Below are 19852 nucleotides of genomic sequence, written 5' to 3'. Positions count from 1 at the left end.
CGTAAACAGGTTCTTAGAACAGGTTCTAAGTGTTTTCCGGTTTTGCCGGCCCTTGGCCGCGGCGCTATATCGCTAAATAGCAGGCGGCCTGCCCGCCGGTTCAACGGGAAAGGATGGATGATGAAGGTTTCAGAATTCTTGCAGGATGGTTTCGGCAGCTTTTCCGCCACGCGGCTGGCTTTCCTGCTGTGGGCGCTGGGGGTGCTGCTGGTCTGGGCCTACACCTCGATCCAGAAAGGCTCGCCGTCCTTGCCGATAGACAATTCGGTGATCGTGGTGCTGGGTATTCTGATGACAGGCAAAGTGACGCAAAGCTTCAGCCCCGGCGATAGCCCGCAAATCCAGGCCGCCAACGCGCAAGCCCAGGCTCCCCAGCCTGCGCCCGCCGCGCCAGCCGGCAGCCCGGCCTTGACCGCCTGATCCGCTTCTTCAGCCGTTTGCGTCTAGTCCCGCTCTTGTTCGCGAGACCTTGAGCGGGCCTAGATAGGCTTTCTATTGGCGAGCTATCTTCTAGAATGGAGTGCGGTCTTTCGCCGTACACAATAAAGCGCGGCCGGGTCCACTGTGCTTGCAGGCGCGGGGGCCGGTCGCCTCATTCTGGTGCTCGTGATGAATGTGATCCCCCCGCCGTCTATCGATTTGCAGGGTTTCAGCCTGCGTCCAATGGAAATGCTGGATATTCCTGACTGGTACGGTTATCTGCGCCTGCCGGAAGTGGCGCAGCATCTGCGCTGGGAGCTGCAATCGGCTGCGGATCTGGCTCCCTTGGTGCAGGCCTATCGTTCCGATGAGCCGGGCGCGCCGTTGCGGCTGGCCATTGTGGATGATGATCTGGGATGCTTGGCCGGTTCCATTGGTTTTGACGCCGTCTGGCCGGCGGACCGCAGCGCTGAAATGGATTTCGACCTGGCGCCGGCCTATTGGGGGCGCGGCCTGGGGCTGGCGGCCTGCAAGGCGGTTACGGCTTGGGCGTTTGCCGGCTGCCGCTTGTACCGGGTGCAGGCGGTGTCGCGCGAGGGCAACCGGCGCGCCGAGCAATTGCTGCGCGGCTGCGGTTTCCAATACGAGGGCCTGCTGCGCGCATATCGTCAGGTGCGAGGCGAGCCGGGCGATTTCAAGATGTTCTCGCGGCTGGTCACCGATTCGGATGCGCAGGGCTGAGAACCTGTTCACGATCTGCTGCGCGTTGTGGAACTTGACACGGTGAATACGCCCTCGAAATGCTCATATACCACATGTACATTCCGCTTTCTCAGCGGTTTTCGCCTTGTCTCGCTCTTGCTCGCGAGATCGTAAACAGCTTCTAAGCTCTTGTGGTCGGTTGCACATGCGCGAGCCGCATGTCGCCTGTTTTAGCTATGCGGAATATCTTGCTTAGCTGTTATCAAGGTTGGTAGAGCAGGCGGGAAGCCTTGGAATACAGGCTGCGTTCAATGCCAATGGTCTGTTTTGAAATCGTTGTGAGCCGGACTTGATCAAGGTCTATTAGCAGAAGCTGTTAATCCCCTATAACAGCGGAAAACAATGGCTAATAGGGACAAGATCATGTGGATTTTCTGGATACAATTCGCGCTGTTGCTGACAGCGATACTGATGGGCATACGCCGCGGCGGCGTGGCCCTGGGCATGATAGGCGGGCTGGGCGTGGCGGTGCTGTGTTTCGTGTTCCGCGTGGCGCCGGCGGAGCCGCCCATCACCGTGATGCTGATCATCCTGGCGGTGGTCACCGCCTCGGCCACGCTGCAAGTGGCCGGCGGGCTGGACTTCCTGGTGCAGCAGGCGGAGCGGTTGATGCGCCGGCATCCGCAGCAAATCACCTTCCTGGCGCCGCTGTCCACCTTCCTGCTCACCATGTGCGTGGGCACTGGTCACGCGGTGTATTCGCTGCTGCCGGTGATCGCCGACGTTTCTCTGAAAACCCGCATCCGCCCGGAACGGCCGATGGCCATGGCCAGCGTGGCCTCGCAGATGGGTATTACCGCCAGCCCGGCGGCGGCGGCGGTGACCTCGCTGCTGGCGATGACCGCCCATAGCGGTCAGCCGCTGACCCTGTGGCAAATCCTGATGGTGACCGCGCCGTCCGGCCTGCTGGGCGTGCTGGCCGCCGCCTGCTGGAGCCTGCGCCGCGGCGTGGAGCTGGACCGCGATCCGGAATTCCTGGCCCGGATGCAAGACCCGGATTTCCGCGCCTCGGTGGAAAAATCCGTCACCACCCTGGACAAGACCCTGCCGGCGGCGGCGCGGCAATCGGTGGCGCTGTTCTTCTCCGGCATCTTGGTCATCGTGCTGCTGGCGCTGTTTCCGCAATGGCTGCCGGTCAGCCAGGGCAAGCCGGTGCCCATGACCACGGTGGTGCAGTTCGTGATGCTGGCCTTCGGCGCCTTCATCCTGTTCCGTTCCAACGCCAAGGCCGCGGTGATCGCCCGTTCCGAGGTGTTCACCGCCGGCATGATCGCCGTGGTGTCCATCTTCGGCATCGCCTGGATGAGCGACACCTTCGTCAAGGCCAACGAGCCGCTGCTGGTGGCCAATATCAAGGCCATGGTGGCCTACGCGCCGTGGACCTTCGCGCTGGCGATGTTCGCCGTGTCCGCCTTCGTCAAGAGCCAGGCCGCCACGCTCACCATCATGGTGCCCTTCGGTCTGGCCCTGGGCCTGAGCCCGCACCAGCTGCTGGCCATCATGCCCTCCTGCTACGCCTATTTCTTCTTCGCCTTTTATCCCAGCGACCTGGCGGCCATCAATATGGACCGCAGCGGCACCACCCGCATCGGCAAATACCTGCTCAACCACAGCTTCATGATGCCGGGGCTGATAGGGGTGGGGGTGTCCACGCTGGCGGCGTACGGATTGACGCATTTGTACTTCTAAGTGAGGAAAGCTTGTGGAAACTTACCAAGCAGACATTGTGATCGTGGGAGCGGGGGGCGCGGGCTTGCGCGCCGCCATCGCCGCCGCCCAGGCGGACCCGGACCTGCGCATCGCGCTGGTGTCCAAGGTTTACCCGATGCGCAGCCACACGGTGGCGGCCGAAGGCGGCTCCGCCGGGGTCAAACAGGCGCATGACAGCTTCGACGCCCATTTCAACGATACCGTGTCCGGCGGCGACTGGCTGTGCGAGCAGGACGTGGTGGAATACTTCGTGGCCCAATGCCCGGAGGAAATGGTGCAGCTGGAACACTGGGGCTGCCCGTGGAGCCGCAAGGAGGACGGCAGCGTCAATGTGCGCGCCTTCGGCGGCATGAAGATTGAACGCACCTGGTTCGCCGCCGACAAAACCGGCTTCCACATGCTGCACACCCTGTTCCAGACCTCCATCCGCTTCCCATCCATCCGCCGCTTCGACGAATACTTCTGCGCCGACCTGATCGTGGAAGATGGCGAGGCGCGCGGCGTGCTGGCCATCGACATCGCCAGCGGCGACAGCCTGCTGATCGAAGCCGGCGCGGTGGTGATGGCCACCGGCGGCGCCGGCCGGGTGTTCCGCGAGAACACCAACGGTGGCATCGTCACCGGCGACGGCATGGCGCTGGCCTACCGCCACGGCGTGCCGCTGCGCGATATGGAGTTCGTCCAATATCATCCCACCTGCATGCCCGGCACCGGCCTGTTGTTCACCGAGGCCTGCCGCGGCGAAGGCGGGCTGCTGGTCAACAAGGACGGCTACCGTTATCTGCAGGACTACGGCCTGGGGCCGGCGGAGGACAAACCTCGCAATAAATTCATGGAACTGGGCCCGCGCGACCGCCTGAGCCAGGCCTTCTGGTACGAGCAGCAACAGGGCCGCACCGTGGAAGGCCCTTGGGGCTCCGCGGTGTATCTGGACCTGCGCCACCTGGGGCATGCCAAGCTGCGCGAACGGCTGCCGCAAATCTGCGAGCTGGCCGAGGAATTCCTGGGCATAGACCCGGCCAAGGCGCCGATTCCGGTTAGGCCGGCGGTGCACTACACCATGGGCGGCATCCTGGTGGACGGCCGCTGCGCCGCGCCCATACCCGGCCTGTTCGCCGCCGGCGAATGCTCCAGCGTGGGCATTCACGGCGCCAACCGCCTGGGCTCCAACTCATTGGCGGAGCTGTCGGTGTTCGGCAAAGTGGCCGGCGAGGAGGCCGCCCGCTGCGCGCGATCACGCCGTCCGGCGAGGCGCGAAGCGCTGCAAAAGCAGGCCGAGGCCGCCGAGGCCCGCCTCCACGCGCTGCGCGCGCGCGAAGGCGGCGAACGCATCGCCGAACTGCGCCGCGAAATGGCGGAAACCATGGAAGCCGGCTGCGGCATCTACCGTTTGGAAGCCTCGATGCAGGCCACTTGCGACAAGCTGGCGGAGCTGAAGCAGCGCTTCCGCAACGTGCACGTGGAAGACAAATCCAGCGTCTGGAACAGCGACTGGCTGTTGGCCATCGAACTGGGCTACCAGTTGGACGTGGCCGAGGCGATGGCGCATTCCGCGCTGCAACGCCGCGAATCGCGCGGCGCCCACCAGCGGCTGGACGGTTGCGAGCAACGCGACGACGTCAACTTCCTCAAGCACAGCCTCGCCGTCTACCAGGGCGCGGACGCGCCGCGCATAGACTACGGCGCGGTGAAGATCACCAAATCGCAGCCGGCGGTGCGCGCCTACGGCGCCGCCGGCCTGGCGGCGGAAGCCGCGGCCAAGGAGGGCAAGGCATGAGCGAACAGACTATGACGGAACAGACCAAGACCATAGCCGTGATGCGCTACCGGCCGGAGCAGGACAAGGAGCCGTGGCTGCAAAGCTTTGAAGTGCCGTACCGCGACGACATGTCGGTGTTGCAGGCGCTGCAATACATCCGCGACTACCTGGACGGCGGCCTGGCTTTCCGCTGGTCCTGTCGCCAGGCGATTTGCGGCAGCTGCGGCATGATGGTGAACGGCGTGCCCAAGCTGGCCTGCAAGACCTTTCTGCGCGACTACCCGGACGTGGTGCGCATCGAGGCGCTGAACCACTTCCCGATAGAGCGCGATCTGGTGGTGGTGCTGGACGACTTCATCGCCAAGCTGGAAAGCATTCAGCCCTATATCGTGCCCAAGGAAGACAAGCCGCTGTCCGACGGCGAATACCTGCAAACCCCGGCGCAGATGGATTGGTACGCCCAGTTCAGCAGCTGCATCAACTGCCTGCTGTGCTACGCCGCCTGCCCGCAATACGGCTTGGACGACAAGTTTCTGGGGCCCGGCGCCATCGCGCTGCTGCACCGCTACAACATGGACACACGCGACGGCGCGGCCGAAGAGCGGATGGAACTGCTGGCCGCGCAGGAGGGTGTGTTCAACTGCACCGCGGTGGGCTATTGCTCCGAGGTCTGCCCCAAAATGGTGGACCCGGCCAATGCGGTGAACCTCAACAAGACGGCGGTGGCCAGGGATTACTTCCTGCGCTTCGCCCGGCCCAAGGGGAAGTGCAAATGAGCAAGCGCAAACCGTATGTCCGGCCAATGGAAGGCTGGTGGCGCAAGAATCCTTACTTCATCGAGTACATGGTGCACGAAGGCACGGCGCTCTTCGTCGCCGGCTACGCGCTGACCCTGCTGTGCGGGCTGTGGCGGCTGAGCCAGGGCGAGGCGGCCTGGAACGGCTTTGTCGCCGCGCTGCAAAGCGCGCCGGCCCTGTTGCTGCACGCGGCGGCGCTGCTCATGATGGTCTACCACAGCTACACCTGGTTCAAGATCATGCCGCGCACGCTGCCGCCGCTGACGCTGGCCGGACGGCGAGTGTCCGCGCTGGCCGTCACCGCCGGCGGCCTGGCCGCCGCCGTGGTGTGCAGCGCCGCGCTCTTGATGCTGGTATGGGGGATGACGGCATGAAACCGGGATTGAAACGTTCTCACGCGCCCATCTTCTGGGGCTTGTTTGGCGCCGGCGGCATGCTGGCCGCCTTGTTCGGGCCGATGCTGGTGTTCATCACCGGCATCGCCGCGCCGCTGGGCTGGCTGCCGGACGGCGCCGCCGATTACGCCACGCTGCAGGCGCTGGCGCAAAGCCTGATCGGCAAGGCGCTGCTGTTCGGCCTGATCGCCCTGCTGCTGTGGCACGCGGCGCACCGCATCTACCACAGCCTGCACGATGTCGGCGTCCACGGCGGGCCGCTGGCCAAGGCCTGCACCTATGGGGTGGCGGCGCTGGGCACGCTGGCGGCGGCGGGGCTGTTGCTGGCGATGGGGTTCTAATAAGCTGTTCACGATCTATTTGATACGCAGGAAACCGCGTATTCGAGGCACCCAAACTCCCTTCAAGCCTGCCGTCGGGTGGCAGGCCCGAGGTCTTAAGCGGCTGCTTGTTCGAGCAGCGCGACGTTAGCGCGCTGCGAGTTCAGCCGCGCCTCGGGCCTGACGGGTCCCGGCGGGAAGCCGTAGGCCAGGCTTGCAGGGCGGCCTTTAGGGTAAAGGGAGATTTGGCCGCGCAAATCTCCCTTTCCGTTTGCCGGGCGGAACCGGCCCTAAATCATCATCCGCGAAGCGGATTCGAGGTATCTGGAAATTGGTCCAAACGGAAGGGGTGTGAGCTGTTTCTAGGCGCTCATTTCCTAATGAAACTTTGGATATGGGCGGCGGATCAGCGCCCCATGCTCACCACCCACAAAAGGGGAAGCAGCAGAAACAATAGAGTGAAGCCGAACTGGGCTCCGGCCGTGTGCCGGCGCAGCTTCCAGAACACCAAGCAAGTCAGTGCCAGCCAGAATGCGATGGCGAACAGCGCCATATTGAGCATGTTTTCGCCCATGCTGCCCACGTCGGCCAGACAGCATTCGGACAAGAGCAAGAGGGCGGGCAGGAGCGAGGCGGCGCGGAGATAGGACATTCGAGTGGCTTATTGGGGGTGAAGCGCATATTTTGCATCAAGGCCGCGGCTTTGCCCACCGTTCAGCGCAGGCCTGCGTGGACGCGGCGTCCGCGCCGCTGGCAATGACCGGGATAATCGAGGGCGGCGTTAGCCCGCCGTCTCGCGCTCGCGCAAAAAATCGATGAAGGCCCGCACCTTGGCCGGCACATGGCGGGTGCGCGGGTAGAGCGCGTGGATGCCTTGCTGCGGAAAGCCGTGATCGGGCAGCAGCCGACAAAGCCGGCCGGCTTGCAGATCGGCCTTGACCAGCCAGTCCGGCAGCAGGGCGACGCCTAGGCCGGCCAGCGCGTAGGCGCGCAGGATGGACGCGCTGTCCGAACTCAGCCGCGGCTGGCCATGCTGGCGCCAGGCTTCTTGGCCGCCGTCCGGCGTGTCCACCGGCCAGGGCTGGGCGTGCTTGAGCCGGCTGTGTCCCAGCCAGGGCAGCCGGCTCAGCGCGGCCAGGTCGCGGACGTCCCCATCCGTCCGCTGCGCGAGCAGGGCCGGCGCCGCCACCGGGAAAATATCGAACTGGGCCAGCGGCACCGCGTGCAGATCGGTTTCCGGCAGGCGGCCCAGGCGGATGGCGACGTCGAAGCGTTCGGCGATCAGATCGGCGTGCAGCGAGGAGGTGGACAACTGCAGTTGCAGCGCCGGGTGGCGCAGGGCGAAGGTTTCGATCGCCGGCGCTATCCTGGCCAAGCCATATTCCAGCGTGGCGGTGACGCGCAGCGCGCCGCTGAGCTCGCCGTGTTCGGCGCGGGCGTCGTCTATCGCCAGCCGCGCCTGCTCCAGCATGTCGGCGCAGCGTTGGTAAAAACGCGCGCCGGCGTCGGTCAGCGCCAGGCTGCGGGTATTGCGGATCAAGAGCGCGACGCCGATTTCCTGCTCCAGGCGCTTGATGTTGAAGCTGACCACGGCGCGGGTCTGGCCCAGCGCGGTGGCAGCGGCGGTGAAGGAGCCGGCGTCCGCCACGGCCTTGAAGGTTTCAAAACGATCCAGACTGACCACGGCATCGCCTGTTATTGTCAAAAATATTTTGACAGTTTAGCCGGCGGCGGCCGCTATTTCCAGCGCCGCCCTCTGTCTATACTCGGCCGCTTTACCGTGGAGAGCGCCGATGTCGCTTCGTTCGAAACTGACCCTGGTGTACCTGCTCGGCTTTGCGCTGGACCTGATCAATATGTTTATCGCCAGCGTCGCCTATCCGGACATCGGCCGCGGCCTGGGCGCGTCGCTGGCGCAGCTGGCCTGGGTGGGCAACGCCTATATGCTGGGCCTGACTCTGGTGATTCCGCTCAGCACGTGGCTGGCCGGCGCTTACGACGAGCGGCGGGTGCTGCTGGGATCGCTGGCGTTGTTTCTCGCCGGGGCCGCGCTGGCGGGCGCGGCCCCGTCCATCGAAGCGCTGATAGGCTGGCGCGCGCTGCAGGGCCTGGGCGGCGGCCTGCTGATCCCGGTGGGTCAGGCCATGGTTTACCGGCATTATCCGCCGGCGCTCCGCGCCCGGCTCACCGCCCTGATCATGGGCGTGGCGCTGATCGTGCCGGCGCTGTCGCCGGCGCTGGGCGGGGTGATCGTGGACGCCTTGTCCTGGCGTTGGGTCTTGTTGGCCAGCGTGCCGCTGGCCCTGCTGACGCTATGGCTGGCGGCGCGCTGGCTGCCGGAAGACCGGACCCCGGCGCGGGGCGGGGCGCTGGACCTGTCCGGCCTGACTTTGCTGGCCGTCGGCATGGCCTCGCTGCTGCTGGCTTTGACCTGGCTGGGCGAAAGCGGCCATCTGGCGTGGGGGCTCGCCGCGCTGTTATTGGCCGCCGCCGCGCTGGCCGGCTACGCGCAGGCGGCCGCCGGCAAGGCCGAGCCGGCGCTGAAGCTGACGCTGTTGCGCGGGCGCCTGCTGCGCACCGCCATGCTGGTGTATCTGTTCGTCCCCGGCGTGTTCATGGGCGTCAGCCTGGCGGCCATGCTCTATCTGCAAGAGGTGCTCAAGCTGAGCGCCGCCGCAGCCGGCGGCCTGATGCTGCCCTGGGCGCTGGCCTCCGCGCTGGCGATCAGCCTGACCCGCGGCCGTTTCAACCATGGCGGCCCCAAGCCCCTGCTGCTGCTGGGCATGCTGTTCCAGAGCGCCGGCATCGTTGCGCTGGCCTTGGGCGCCAGCGCGCCGGTGCCGCTGATCGCCGCTTACGCCTTGATGGGCTTCGGCGGCAGCCTGTGCAGCAGCGCGGCGCAAAGCGCGGCTTTTCTGGATGTCGCGGAACCGGAACTGCGGCAGGCCAGCGCGCTGTGGAACATCAACCGCCAGTTCAGTTTCGGCCTGGGCGTGGCCGTGATCAGCCTGCTGCTGAACGCGCTGACTCATTACAGCGGCGCGCCGGCGGCCACCGCCCAGGTCTACCAAGCCTGTTTCTTCATCGCCGCCGGCCTGACCCTGGCGCCGGCGGTTTTCGTGCTGCGCATCCACACCCCGACTGTGCTGGCCCTGCTGCGGCGCCCCCACTCAGAGAAAACGTCATGACCGACCAAAATCCTTATTTCGAAGAAGTGATTGCCGCGCATATCGCCATCCGGCAATGGTTTGCCGGCCCGGTGGACGCTGCCGCGCTGGCGGCCTTGATGGCGCGTTTCTCGCCGCGCTTCACCATGGTGGCGCCCAGCGGCGCGCCATTGGACCTAGACGCGCTGCGGCGGCTGTTCGCCGCAGCCGGCGGCGGCAAGCCAGGCCTGGAGATCGTGGTGGATCAACTGGCGCTGCTGGACAGGCACGCCGGCGGCGCGACGGTGGCTTATCGCGAAGCGCAATATCAGGGCGGCTGGTTAAGCAGCCTGCGGCTTGCCACCGCGGTGTTTGAACACGATGAGGCCGGGGCGCCGCGCTGGCGACATTTGCAGGAAACCCTTTGCCCCGGCTGAGCGCGGTCAATCGCGGCAGGCGCTGGCATGGCCCAGGTATTCCCAGTCCCCGTTGCTGGACTGATTGGTGGGGAAATACCAATAGCCGCCGCTCTTGCGGCTGCGGAAATAGTCCACCGTCTTGGAGTAGGGGTTGTCGTAGCGGTAGATGTCGCCCAAGGTGGCGCGGTCGCCCGCGCTCCAGCGTTTGCAGGTTTTCAGATTGAGCTGGATCAGCGTGTCGATCAGCCCCGGCCCCGGAAAATCGGCCATCACCATGCCCGCGTAAGCCGGACGCTGGCGCTGGATGTATTCCTGGGTCAGCACATTGCTGCCTTCAAAGGCGATGGTGCAGATGCCGATGAAGCAATTGACGCGAGGGAAATCAGGATAGCTGTTTTTCCAGCCCGGGGTTGTCAGGCCGGTGGCCAGCCGCGGCGCGCCGGTAGCCGGATTGGAATGGCCGCTGGCGATGAAATAGGGAAAGGAGCCGCCGGAGGCGGTCAGATAATTGATGTAGCCGTTGCCGCGCGGACCCGTATTGGCCTGGTTCAGGTGGGCCTTGATCTTCTCCCATTTGCCGTACAAATCCCAGTTGGTGGAAACGCTGTACTGGTCCTGGATGTTGTAGGCGCCGTAGGAAATGCCGTAACGCTTGCTGCTGGAGAAGTTCTGCAAGAACACGATTTTGCCGCGCACCTCGCGCAAGCTGGGATTGTTGCTGGCGGGAATGGCGATGTAGCCGCTGTAGCGATTGTAGTAGGACTCGAAAATCTGCTGGAAGGACATTGAGCTGTTTTCCGGCGTGTGTTCTTCCTTGACCCGGACGAAGAGGGTCTCGCTGGGGTTGGCGCGAAGGAAGGCGCTCATGTCGTTGAGCACATCGCCGAACATCGCCTGTTGGAACACCGGGCCGTGATGGATGGCGAAGCTGTTGGCTATGGAACGCAGGCGGATATCGAAAGCGCGCACGCCGGCGTCCAGCTGGGTGCGCAAGGGCAGGGTTTGGGTGGCGACGCTGTCGCCGCCGTAGCGGCTCATGGTGTCGTGAGTACCGGGCAGCGACAGCTGGCTGACCGTGAGGCCATCGTCCAGCAGGCCCATCCACTTGGGATGGCGGTAGCTGAAGTTGCTGTCGTGGGAATACGCCGAATGGGCATGGGCGAGGACGGCCGGACTGCTTGCGGCCAGGCTGAGCGAAAGCGCGGCGAAAAGAGTTTTCATGATCGGGTCCCAAGTGAAAGGAAGGGCCGGCGTACGGATGCCGGCTGGCCGACCTTACGACGAGATCATGTTATGCCGATTGCGATTTTTGCTCATTGCGCCCATACCGTTTCCCCGCTTGCCCGGCCTGGTGTGGTTTTTTTGCGCCGGTGCGCAGTCTCGCGGGCAAGAACGAGACTAGGCGTATGGCGGGGAAAGCGGGTGCAGGCGCTAGCGTGGCAGGCATTGAACAGGCTTTTAATCCGTGGCGATGGACTGGATGAAACCGTCGACCAGGGCCGACTCCTGCTGCTTGCGCCAGATGCAGTGAATATCGCTGATCGCCAGGTCCGGCAGCGCGAAGCCGCGGCCCCAGTCCTGGGCGACAGGGGGGCGCGCGAGGCGGAGCGGATGAAACACAGCCGCACCGTGATCGCCTTTTTGCAGGGCCCGGACGGTTACAAGGTGGAATTGATCCAGAAGGGCACCCAGTACGACTGAGCGCGGAGATGGGCGGGCCCGCCTCGTTTGAAACCGCTTTTAGAGACGGAAGCGCGCGGTCACGCCCTGCAGGTTTTGCGCCAGCGCGTTGACCTGGCTGGAGGTGGTGGCCAGTTCTTCCACCGTGGCGCTGTTTTCCTCCGCCATCTGAGATACCCGCTCCATGCTCTGCGCCAGGTTCAGGCTGGCGGTGCGCTGTTCGCTCAGCGCGCTGGTGATGTTGCCGATGGAGTGCACGATGGAGTGAGTGCTGCCTTCAATCTCCTGCATGGAGTCGGTGGCCTGGCTGGCGCCGTCGGACACCGTGCCCACGCTGGACAGGCTTTGCTCCATGCTGCCCACCACCCGGTTGGCGCTGCCTTGGATGGAGCCGATCATCTGAGAGCCTGTTCAAAGTCTCGCGAGCGAGGGCGAGACAAGGCGAAAACAAGCGAAAAAGCGGAATGTACAAGTGGTACATGAGCATTTTGAGCTTGTTTTTAACGCCGTATCGCTGAAGCGCAGCAGACTTTGAACAGGTTCTGAGTGATTTCCTGAGCGGAACTGGCGGTGCGTTCCGCCAACTTGCGCACCTCGTCCGCCACCACCGCAAAGCCGCGGCCCATCTCGCCGGCGCGCGCCGCTTCGATCGCCGCATTCAAGGCCAGGAGGTTGGTTTGGTCCGCCACGTCGCGGATCACCGTGACGATATTGCCTATCTTCTGCACCTCCTGAGTCAGGCCCTTCATCTGGTCTGATGTGGCCGCCACCGAGGACGACACCGTCTCGATATTGCCCACCGACGCCTTCACCGCATGGCCGCCGCGGCAGGCCAGATCGCCGGCCATCGCCGCCTGGCGGGAAGCCTCGTTGGAGTTGTCCGCCACGTGGTTGATGCTGACCGTCAGCTCCTCGATGGTGGTGGCGGTCTCCGAGGTGGCCTCGGACGGGCGCTGCGCGCCGTGGGCCACTTGCTCGGACATGCTGGCCAGCTCGTGAGCGGAGTCGGACACTTCGTTGGCGTTTTTCTGGATGCTGGCCACCACCTCGCGCAGGCCCTGGCGCATCTCCTGAATATCTTTGGCCATAGCGATGGCCTCGTCGCGCGCCTCAGGAATCGGCTCATCGTGGCCGGACAAATCGCCCTGCTTGATATTGCGCACCAGCTGCGCGGATTTCTGCTGCAGCACCGTCACCAGATTGGCGATGAATATCGCAATCGCCACCGCCGCGATCAAGGCGATCACCGCCACCGCCTCGCTTTGCGCGGTTTTGCTGGCCTCAATCGACTTTTGCATCAAGTCTTCCTGAAAGTCCGACATCTCTTTCAGCGACTTCAAAAACATGTTGTTGGCCGGCGCAAAGGTTTTCATCAAAAAGGTTTTGGCTTCCTCGTTCTTATTGGCGCGTGCCAAGGCGTACAAGGGCTCGAACTGACCGCCCAAATTGGCGCTAGCTGTCTTGAGTTTGTCGAACAGCTCCTTCCCCTTGGGCGTGGACAGCAGTTTTTCCATCTGATCCAGATTGGACGCGTTGGCGGCGCGGAACTCCTCCACCTTCTTGATATGAGTCTCAGTTTCTTCCGGCGTTTGCACGATGATGGCGTTGCGGATGGAGCGGCCCACATCCAGCGTGGTGACGCTGAATCTTGTTGGCCAGGATGATCTTGGGATAGCGATCCTCGGTCACATCGCGGATTTTGTCGCTTATGGTGTTCAACTTCATCATCGCCACCGCCACGATGATGGCGATCAGAATGATCAGCAGGCCAAAGCCGGCCAGCAGTTATTGCTTGACGGTCAACTGGTGCAGCATAGAGCGCTCCCCCGTACAGATATTGTGCCTATTGTGCAGCGGTGCGCCTGCCAGAGCGGCGGCCCTTGCTGAACCATAGTTGCCGGAATGGGCGAGAGCAAACCATCCGCGTGCATCTCGAGCAGTCGGAGGGGTGGCCTAGCTCACTGGCGTTTTGCGGGTGATATCGTCCAGGCTGATTACCGTCATCGCATTGACCGTGGTGGTGGCCAGGGTATCGATCACCCCGGTGCGCAGCGCACCCAGCAGCGCGGTGGCTTTGGACTGCTCGCTGGCGATGGCGATCACATTGGGAATGCGTTCCAAATCACCTCGATTGATGCCCAGCACGCGGCCCTGCAGCGTGGTATTGGCCGGCTGACCGTAAATGTCGAAGAAGTCATAACCCATCACGTCGCCGATGGCGCCGCCGCGCTTGGCTGTGGCGATCTCGGCCGGGCTGAACCAGCCCATGCGCACGATATTGCTGTCCTCGGACATGTCGCCGACGCCGATCAGCGCCATGTCTGCGCGGCGCGCGCGGTCCAGCGTCTGGCGCACGGTGTCGTTCTCCAGCAGGCATTGGCGCAAGGCCGGGTCCTGGATCAGCGCCGGTGCGTACAGCGTTTCGCTTTCCCCGCCGAAGCGCGCTGCCAGCCGACGGCAGATATGATCGGCGTTCATGGCTTCGCCGCCGCGGTAAGCGCCGCCTATGGCGGAGATGAAGGCGCATTCGCGCCGCGTGGGGGTGGAAATATAGTCGGACACGGCGCTGATGTTGCGGCCCATGCCCACCGCCACCACCATGCCGTCGTCCAAGCTCTGGTCCAGATAGGCGGCCACCTGCGCCGCTAGCAGCGCGCGCTGCTTGTCGCCGTCCTGATGGTCGATGGCGATGATGGCGCGCGAGATGCCGAAGCGTTGGCGCAGTTCCTGTTCCAGGCCGCTGGCGTAAGCCGGGTGTTGGCGCACCCGGATTTCCACCACGCCTTCTTCCTGGGCCTTGCGCAGCATGCGGCTGACGGTGGCGCGCGAGATGCCAAAGCGTTTGGCCAGCGCTTCCTGGGTGTGGTTGTCCACATAGTAAAGGGTTGCCAGCTCTGTCAGCTCGTCTTGATTCATGCCTTCCTCATTGTGCTCATGCCTGGCCGTCGGCAGATGGCGGGGCCGCCATTTTATGCCAAATCGGCGGAACGTGGTCCGGTCTCAGTTTGGCTCGTCACCGCCGTCGCGGCGGGGAGAGGCTTGTTCGTATTGGCGGATTCTGTCCAGTTTAGGTTGCGATGCGCCGCCGTCAAACCGCGCCTCCAGCCAAGTGTCCACAATGCGCTTGGCCAATTCCGGCCCCACCACGCGTGCGCCCAGGGTGATGATTTGCGCGTCGTTGCTGCGCTTGGCCCGCTCGGCGGAATAGGTGTCATGGCATTGTGCGGCCCGTATGCCGGTCACCTTGTTGGCGGCGATGGCCATGCCTATGCCGGTGCCGCACAACAGCACCGCATGGCTGTAGCGCCCGGCGATGATCTGCTCGGCGATGGGGATGGCGATATCGGCGTACAGCGCCGGCTGGCGGTCGAATACACCGCAGTCGCTGACATGACGGCCTTGCGCATGCAGGTGGCGCAACAGGATTTCCTTGAGGTCGAACGCGGCCTCGTCGCAAGCGATGGCGATGTGCATCGGGCTCTCCTTGGCGGGATGAGGGGCGCGCGGGTGGCGCTTGGTGAACAATACAATGAACTTATTTTCATTTATTGAAAAGTTTTTCATTGCTGTTGCCGAAAAGACAACAGGAGTTTATTGCGGTTGCAGCATGTACTGAAGCGACCATCCTGCAATAATTTAACAGATGAAATTGCTGATTTTCATTGGGTTTATCATGCGCTGCATGACTGTTGTATAGCTGGTTTGAATTGACGTTAGCAAAATCCGTTGCTTAGCATGTGTTCAATTTATGATCATTTGTTCTTGGCGGAGGCGCTAATGAAAACCGTGCTACTGCAGGCGATGGGCATTGCGAAATCCTTTAACGGCGTGGCGGCCCTGCGCAACGGCTGCCTGGAGTTGGGCGCCGGCAGCGTGCATGCGCTATGCGGGGGCAACGGCGCCGGCAAATCCACCTTTTTGAGCATTGTGATGGGCTTGCTGCGGCGAGACGGCGGCAGCCTGCGGCTGCGGGGGCGGGAAGTGGATTTCTCCTCGCCACTGGCGGCTTTGAACCGGCGCATCGCCATGATCACGCAAGAGCTGTCGCCGGTGCCGGGTTTGAGTGTGGCGGAAAATCTGACCCTGGGCCGCGAGCCGCGCCGCTGGGGCGCTTTGGTGGACCGTCGCCGCCAACTGGCCGACGCCGAGGCGCTGCTGCAGCGGTTGGATTTCGATCTCGACCCACGCTGGCCGATGTCGCGGCTCAGCCTGGCGCAGACCCAGCTGGTGGAAATCGCCAAAGCCTTCAACCGCGACAGCGACATCCTGATCATGGACGAACCCACCTCATCGTTGGGCGAACGGGAAACTGAAGCCTTGTTCGCCGCGGTCCGCCGCCTTGCCGCCCATGGGGCCGGCATCATCTACGTTTCACACCGGCTGTCCGAAATTTTCGAAATTGCGGATTGCTATACCGTGTTCCGCGACGGCGCCTTTGTCGAAAGCGGCCGGCTGGCCGATATCGACCGTCCCCACCTGGTCAGTCAGATCGTTGGCCGGGAACTGCGCGGCGAGCGCGGCCGCCGCCCCGCCACCACGACCGCCGTCGCCCCGCTGCTGCAAGTGGAGGGGTTGGGGCGCGATGGAGAGTTCAAGGACATCAGTCTGGCGGTGCGTCCTGGTGAAATCGTCGGCATTTACGGCCTGCTGGGTTCCGGCCGCAGCGAACTGCTCAACTGCCTGTACGGCTTGAGCCGGCGTCAGCGCGGCAGTGTGCGGCTGGCTGGCCGGGAAGTGCCGGCCAGCCCGGCGGGCGCCATCCGCGCCGGCCTGGCTCTGGTGACGGAGGACCGCAAGGACAGCGGCCTGGTGCTGTCGGCCTCGGTGGCCGACAACATCGCCTACCCGGTGCTGCCGCGCCTGGCCCGCTGCGGCGTGGTGCGGCGCGCGGCGCAACGAGCGCTGGTGACGGCGCTGTGCCGGAGGCTGCGCGTCAAAGCCGCCTCGCCGAATATGCCCGCTGGACGAATGAGCGGCGGCAATCAGCAGAAAGTGGTGCTGGCCCGCTGTCTGGCCGCTCGGCCGCGCTGCCTGCTGTGCGATGAACCTACCCGCGGCATCGACGAAGGCGCCAAGCGCGAGGTGTACGCCTTTCTGGACGACTTTGCTCGAGAGGGCGGCGCCGTGCTGCTGGTGTCGTCGGAAGCGCCGGAAATCCTGGAGCTGAGCGACCGCATCGCCGTGTTCAAAGCCGGCAGGCTAGTGGCGATGTTGGACGGCGCGGAGGCCAGCCAGCAGGGTTTGCTGCACTTGGCCTCCTGAGCTTCTTCGTCCCAAGCGATCATCTTGAAAGGAAACCCGATGGACGATTCCCTGAGTCCCAAATCGCCGGCCTTTACCGCCCGCTTGCCCGGCCGCGCCGCGTTGTCCCGCTATGGCATTGTCGCCGTGTTCTTGCTGTTATGCCTGTTGCTGAGTCTGGCCAGTCCGTATTTCCTCAGCTGGGACAATTGGGCCAACATCCTGCGCCAGACTTCGATCAACGGCATTCTGGCGGTGGGCATGACCTTTGTCATTCTCAGCCGCGGCATTGATCTATCGGTGGGCGCGGTGCTGGCCTTCGCCGGCATGGTGGCCGCCAGCATGGCCGTCCGGCCGGAGGCAGGCGTGCTTCCGGCGTTGTTGACCGGGCTGGGCTGCGGCCTGGCGCTGGGCGCGGTCAATGGCGTGTTGGTGGCGCGGCTGGCGGTGCCGTCCTTCGTCGCCACCCTGGGCATGCTCAGCGCCGCGCGCGGGCTGACCTACATCTACAGCGACGGCATGCCGGTTTCCAGCCTGCCGGACGGCTTCCGCCTGATCGGTCAGGGGGAATGGGCGGGCGTGCCCTTGCCGGTGCTGATCTTCGCGCTGGTGGCCGCGCTGGCCTGGTTCACGCTGACCCACACCGTGTTCGGCCGCTATGTCTACGCGGTGGGCGGCAATGAAAAAAGCGCCCGCACCAGCGGCATCCGCACCCGCTGGATCACTTTCTGTGTCTACCTGATTGCCGGCGGCCTGTCCGGGCTGGCCGGCCTCATCCTCACCGCTCGCACCACCGCGGCGCTGCCGCAGGCCGGCGTGGCTTATGAACTGGACGCCATCGCCGCGGTGGTGATTGGCGGCGCCAGCCTTTCCGGCGGCGTCGGCTCGGTGCTTGGCACCGTGATGGGGGCCTTGATCATCGGCGTGATCAACAACGGGCTCGATCTGATGGGGGTGTCGTCCTATTACCAGCAGTTGATCAAGGGCGTGATCATCGTGGCGGCGGTGTTGCTGGATGGTTCGCGTCACAGGCAAGCCTGAGCCAAACGCCTTGCCGCGCCAGTCACGGCGCAATCTCAAAGGAGGAATGGAGCATGCAACGGTTCAAATTTGGCGCTGCGGCGCTGCTCTGCGCACTGGCGCTCCCGGCCTGGGCGGCCCAGCCGTTGCGCATCGGCGCCGCGGTCTACGGACTCAAGGGCGAATTCATGCAAATGTGGGTGGACGCGTTGAAGCGGCATCCGGCGGTGAAGGACGGTTCGGTGCAGATCACGGTGTTTGACGGCCGCTACGACGCGCTGACGCAGAACAACCAGTTCGACACCATGATCACCCAGAAGTACGACGCCATTCTGTTTGTGCCCATCGACATCGCCGCCGGGGCGGAAGCGGTGGCCAAAGCCGTGCGCGCCAAGATTCCGGTGATAGGGTCCAATACCCGCGTCAACGGCGACCAACTCACCGCCTATATCGGCAACAACGACACCGTGGCCGGCGAGCTGCAGGCGGAAGCCGTGGCCAAGGCGCTGAAGGGCAAGGGCAATGTGGTGATCATGGAAGGCCCTATCGGCCAGTCCGCCCAGTTGGAGCGCAGTGTGGGCAACCAGAAGGCGCTGGCGCGTTATCCCGGCATCAAGGTGCTGGAGCACAAGCCGGCCAACTGGTCGCGGGCGGAGGCGCTGACGCTGATGGAAAACTGGCTGACCGCGCGGCCGGGCCAGATCAACGGCCTGATCGGCCAGAACGACGACATCGCGCTGGGCGGACTGGAAGCGGTGCGCGGCAAGGGCCTGGACCCCAGAAAGATGCCGGCCTCCGGCATCGACGGCATTCGCGACGGCATCCTGGCGGTGAAAAACGGCACCTTGATGGTCAGCTTCTTCCAGGACGCCAAGGCCCAGGCGCAGGGCGCCTTGGACCTGGCCCTGCGCGCGGTCAAGGGGCCGGCTTACCAACCGCGTTCCGACATCTGGCGCGAATACGCCAAGCCGATGCCCTGGGCCGGCGGCGCGGCCAAGCGTTACGACGTGCCCTGGACCACCATCACCCCGGCCAATGCCGACGCGCTGCTGGCCAAACTCAAGCCCGGCGCTTGAAGGAGACGGCCATGAGCGCAAGTGAAACCCTCATTCCCGCCGGCATGCAGGCGGTGGTGGCCTACGCCCCGGGCGATTACCGGCTGGAAACCGTGGCGGTGCCGGAGCCGGGGCCGGGTGAAATTCTGGTAAAGGTGGAAGGCTGCGGCATCTGCGCAGGCGATCTGAAAGCCTATGACGGCGCGCCCAGCTTCTGGGGCGACGAGAACCAGCCCGCCTACATCAAGGCGCCGATGATACCCGGCCACGAATTCATCGGCCGCATCGTCAAGCTGGGCGCCGGCGTGACCCAGTTCGCCATTGGGGAACGGGTGATCTCCGAACAGATTGTGCCGTGCTGGGCCTGCCGTTTTTGCCGCCGCGGCCAGTACTGGATGTGCGAGAAACACGATCTGTACGGTTTCCAGCACAACGTCAACGGCGGCATGGCCGAATACATGAAGTTCACCAAGGAAGCGATTACCTATCGAGTGCCGGACTCGCTGCCGCTGGAGCAGGCAGTGCTGATCGAACCCTATGCCTGCTCCTTTCACGCGGTGCAGCGCGCGCAGATCCAGTTGGGCGACGTGGTGGTGGTGTCCGGCGCCGGCACCCTGGGCCTGGGCATTATCGGCGCCGCGCGCAAGGCCGGGCCGGGCAAGCTGATTGCGCTTGATCTGTTCGATGATCGTTTGGAGCTGGCGCGCCGCTTTGGCGCCGACCTGACCCTGAACCCGCGCCGCGACGACGTCAATGCCGAGGTCAAGCGGCTGACCGACGGCTATGGCTGCGACATCTACATCGAGGTTACCGGCCATCCAAAATCCGTCAGCCAGGGCCTGGCCATGCTGCGCAAGCTGGGCCGTTTTGTGGAAGTGGGCGTGTTCAAGGACCCGGTGTGCGAAGACTGGAGCATCATCAGCGACCGCAAGGAGCTGGACATCCTGGGGTCCCATCTGGGGCCTTACTGCTATCCGCACGTGATCGACGGCATCCTGGACCAAAGCTTGCCCACTCAGGGCGTGGTCACCCACGCGCTGCCGCTGGCGCGCTTTCGAGAGGGTTTCGACCTGGTGCGCAGCGGCGACCGCTCGCTCAAGGTCATGTTGTTGCCGGGAGAGGCCTGAT

22 protein-coding genes are annotated in these 19852 nt (G+C 64.3%); 14 read left to right on the top strand and 8 right to left on the bottom strand.

Features of this window, described 5'->3' with window-relative positions; all coding sequences use genetic code 11:
- Nucleotides 1-120: 120 nt before the first annotated feature.
- The 7 genes from B0T39_RS08785 (at nt 121) to frdD (ending at nt 6184) form a co-directional block, all read left to right on the top strand.
- Nucleotides 121-420 carry a hypothetical protein gene (locus B0T39_RS08785; protein WP_107799880.1) on the top strand — a complete coding sequence of 100 codons (300 nt, stop codon included), beginning with the start codon at nt 121-123 and terminating at the stop codon, nt 418-420.
- Nucleotides 421-609: 189 nt separating this feature from the next.
- Nucleotides 610-1161 (top strand): GNAT family N-acetyltransferase, encoded by a 552-nt coding sequence (locus B0T39_RS08780; RefSeq protein ID WP_081545771.1) that lies wholly within the window; start codon nt 610-612, stop codon nt 1159-1161.
- A gap of 384 nt (nt 1162-1545) precedes the next feature.
- Nucleotides 1546-2871: an anaerobic C4-dicarboxylate transporter gene (locus B0T39_RS08775; RefSeq protein ID WP_081545769.1), complete on the top strand. Its 1326-nt coding sequence runs from the start codon at nt 1546-1548 to the stop codon at nt 2869-2871.
- A gap of 13 nt (nt 2872-2884) precedes the next feature.
- Nucleotides 2885-4669, top strand: coding sequence for a fumarate reductase (quinol) flavoprotein subunit (gene frdA / locus B0T39_RS08770; protein ID WP_081545767.1), 1785 nt, complete (start codon nt 2885-2887; stop codon nt 4667-4669).
- Entirely contained in the window at nt 4666-5427 is a 762-nt protein-coding gene (locus B0T39_RS08765) for a succinate dehydrogenase/fumarate reductase iron-sulfur subunit (protein WP_368651274.1), read from the top strand. The genes frdA and B0T39_RS08765 overlap by 4 nt, the downstream gene beginning before the upstream one ends.
- A complete protein-coding gene (locus B0T39_RS08760) occupies nt 5424-5822 on the top strand; it encodes a fumarate reductase subunit C (protein ID WP_081545765.1) in 399 nt (132 codons plus the stop codon). The genes B0T39_RS08765 and B0T39_RS08760 overlap by 4 nt, the downstream gene beginning before the upstream one ends.
- Before the next feature lie 8 nt (nt 5823-5830).
- The gene (frdD, locus tag B0T39_RS08755) at nt 5831-6184 is read left to right on the top strand and encodes a fumarate reductase subunit FrdD (RefSeq protein WP_254894519.1); all 354 of its coding nucleotides are present in this window, start codon (nt 5831-5833) and stop codon (nt 6182-6184) included.
- Between the two features lie 385 nt (nt 6185-6569).
- Here frdD and B0T39_RS08750 read toward each other — a convergent pair whose 3' ends face one another.
- Nucleotides 6570-6815 (bottom strand): hypothetical protein, encoded by a 246-nt coding sequence (locus B0T39_RS08750; RefSeq protein ID WP_081545763.1) that lies wholly within the window; start codon nt 6813-6815, stop codon nt 6570-6572.
- Nucleotides 6816-6944: 129 nt separating this feature from the next.
- Nucleotides 6945-7847 (bottom strand): LysR family transcriptional regulator, encoded by a 903-nt coding sequence (locus tag B0T39_RS08745; RefSeq protein ID WP_081545761.1) that lies wholly within the window; start codon nt 7845-7847, stop codon nt 6945-6947.
- A gap of 109 nt (nt 7848-7956) precedes the next feature.
- On the opposite strand from B0T39_RS08745, the gene B0T39_RS08740 reads away from it, so the two are divergent.
- Nucleotides 7957-9351: an MFS transporter gene (locus B0T39_RS08740; RefSeq protein WP_081545759.1), complete on the top strand. Its 1395-nt coding sequence runs from the start codon at nt 7957-7959 to the stop codon at nt 9349-9351.
- Nucleotides 9348-9746 (top strand): hypothetical protein, encoded by a 399-nt coding sequence (locus tag B0T39_RS08735; RefSeq protein WP_081545757.1) that lies wholly within the window; start codon nt 9348-9350, stop codon nt 9744-9746. Before B0T39_RS08740 ends, B0T39_RS08735 begins: the two co-directional genes overlap by 4 nt.
- Nucleotides 9747-9752: 6 nt before the next feature.
- Here the strand turns inward: B0T39_RS08735 and B0T39_RS08730 are convergent, their stop codons facing one another.
- From B0T39_RS08730 to B0T39_RS08715, 4 genes are all read right to left on the bottom strand, one after another.
- Nucleotides 9753-10949 carry a phosphatidylinositol-specific phospholipase C gene (locus B0T39_RS08730; protein ID WP_081545755.1) on the bottom strand — a complete coding sequence of 399 codons (1197 nt, stop codon included), beginning with the start codon at nt 10947-10949 and terminating at the stop codon, nt 9753-9755.
- A gap of 237 nt (nt 10950-11186) precedes the next feature.
- A complete protein-coding gene (locus tag B0T39_RS25605) occupies nt 11187-11348 on the bottom strand; it encodes a hypothetical protein (RefSeq protein ID WP_176219522.1) in 162 nt (53 codons plus the stop codon).
- 120 nt (nt 11349-11468) lie between these two features.
- A complete protein-coding gene (locus tag B0T39_RS08720; protein WP_081545753.1) occupies nt 11469-11807 on the bottom strand; it encodes a methyl-accepting chemotaxis protein in 339 nt (112 codons plus the stop codon).
- A gap of 101 nt (nt 11808-11908) precedes the next feature.
- A complete protein-coding gene (locus tag B0T39_RS08715) occupies nt 11909-13033 on the bottom strand; it encodes a methyl-accepting chemotaxis protein (protein WP_254894518.1) in 1125 nt (374 codons plus the stop codon).
- On the opposite strand from B0T39_RS08715, the gene B0T39_RS26155 reads away from it, so the two are divergent.
- Nucleotides 13020-13295 carry a hypothetical protein gene (locus B0T39_RS26155; protein WP_254894517.1) on the top strand — a complete coding sequence of 92 codons (276 nt, stop codon included), beginning with the start codon at nt 13020-13022 and terminating at the stop codon, nt 13293-13295. The two genes, B0T39_RS08715 and B0T39_RS26155, sit on opposite strands and share 14 nt — an antisense overlap.
- 66 nt (nt 13296-13361) lie before the next feature.
- Here the strand turns inward: B0T39_RS26155 and B0T39_RS08710 are convergent, their stop codons facing one another.
- Together B0T39_RS08710 and B0T39_RS08705 are read right to left on the bottom strand one after the other, a co-directional pair.
- Nucleotides 13362-14324 carry a sugar-binding transcriptional regulator gene (locus tag B0T39_RS08710; protein ID WP_081545751.1) on the bottom strand — a complete coding sequence of 321 codons (963 nt, stop codon included), beginning with the start codon at nt 14322-14324 and terminating at the stop codon, nt 13362-13364.
- Nucleotides 14325-14408: 84 nt separating this feature from the next.
- Entirely contained in the window at nt 14409-14882 is a 474-nt protein-coding gene (locus B0T39_RS08705; protein WP_081545914.1) for an RpiB/LacA/LacB family sugar-phosphate isomerase, read from the bottom strand.
- A gap of 303 nt (nt 14883-15185) precedes the next feature.
- Here B0T39_RS08705 and B0T39_RS08700 point away from each other — a divergent pair, with 303 nt between their 5' ends.
- From B0T39_RS08700 to B0T39_RS08685, 4 genes are read left to right on the top strand one after another with little or no spacing between them, the layout of a single operon-like run.
- Nucleotides 15186-16670 (top strand): sugar ABC transporter ATP-binding protein, encoded by a 1485-nt coding sequence (locus B0T39_RS08700; RefSeq protein ID WP_081545912.1) that lies wholly within the window; start codon nt 15186-15188, stop codon nt 16668-16670.
- 39 nt (nt 16671-16709) lie between these two features.
- Nucleotides 16710-17690, top strand: a complete 981-nt coding sequence (locus B0T39_RS08695; protein WP_081545749.1) for an ABC transporter permease — start codon at nt 16710-16712, stop codon at nt 17688-17690.
- 53 nt (nt 17691-17743) lie between these two features.
- On the top strand, nt 17744-18745 hold the full coding sequence (locus B0T39_RS08690) for a substrate-binding domain-containing protein (RefSeq protein WP_081545747.1): 1002 nt from the start codon (nt 17744-17746) through the stop codon (nt 18743-18745).
- An 11-nt stretch (nt 18746-18756) separates the two neighbouring features.
- On the top strand, nt 18757-19851 hold the full coding sequence (locus B0T39_RS08685; RefSeq protein WP_141111142.1) for an MDR/zinc-dependent alcohol dehydrogenase-like family protein: 1095 nt from the start codon (nt 18757-18759) through the stop codon (nt 19849-19851).
- Nucleotide 19852: the final 1 nt, after the last annotated feature.

It is taken from the genome of Chromobacterium haemolyticum, from assembly GCF_002081825.1.
GTDB lineage: Bacteria > Pseudomonadota > Gammaproteobacteria > Burkholderiales > Chromobacteriaceae > Chromobacterium > Chromobacterium fluminis.
The sequence above is the reverse complement of the archived record's forward strand: the minus strand, read 5'-3'. Positions and strand labels throughout refer to the sequence as shown.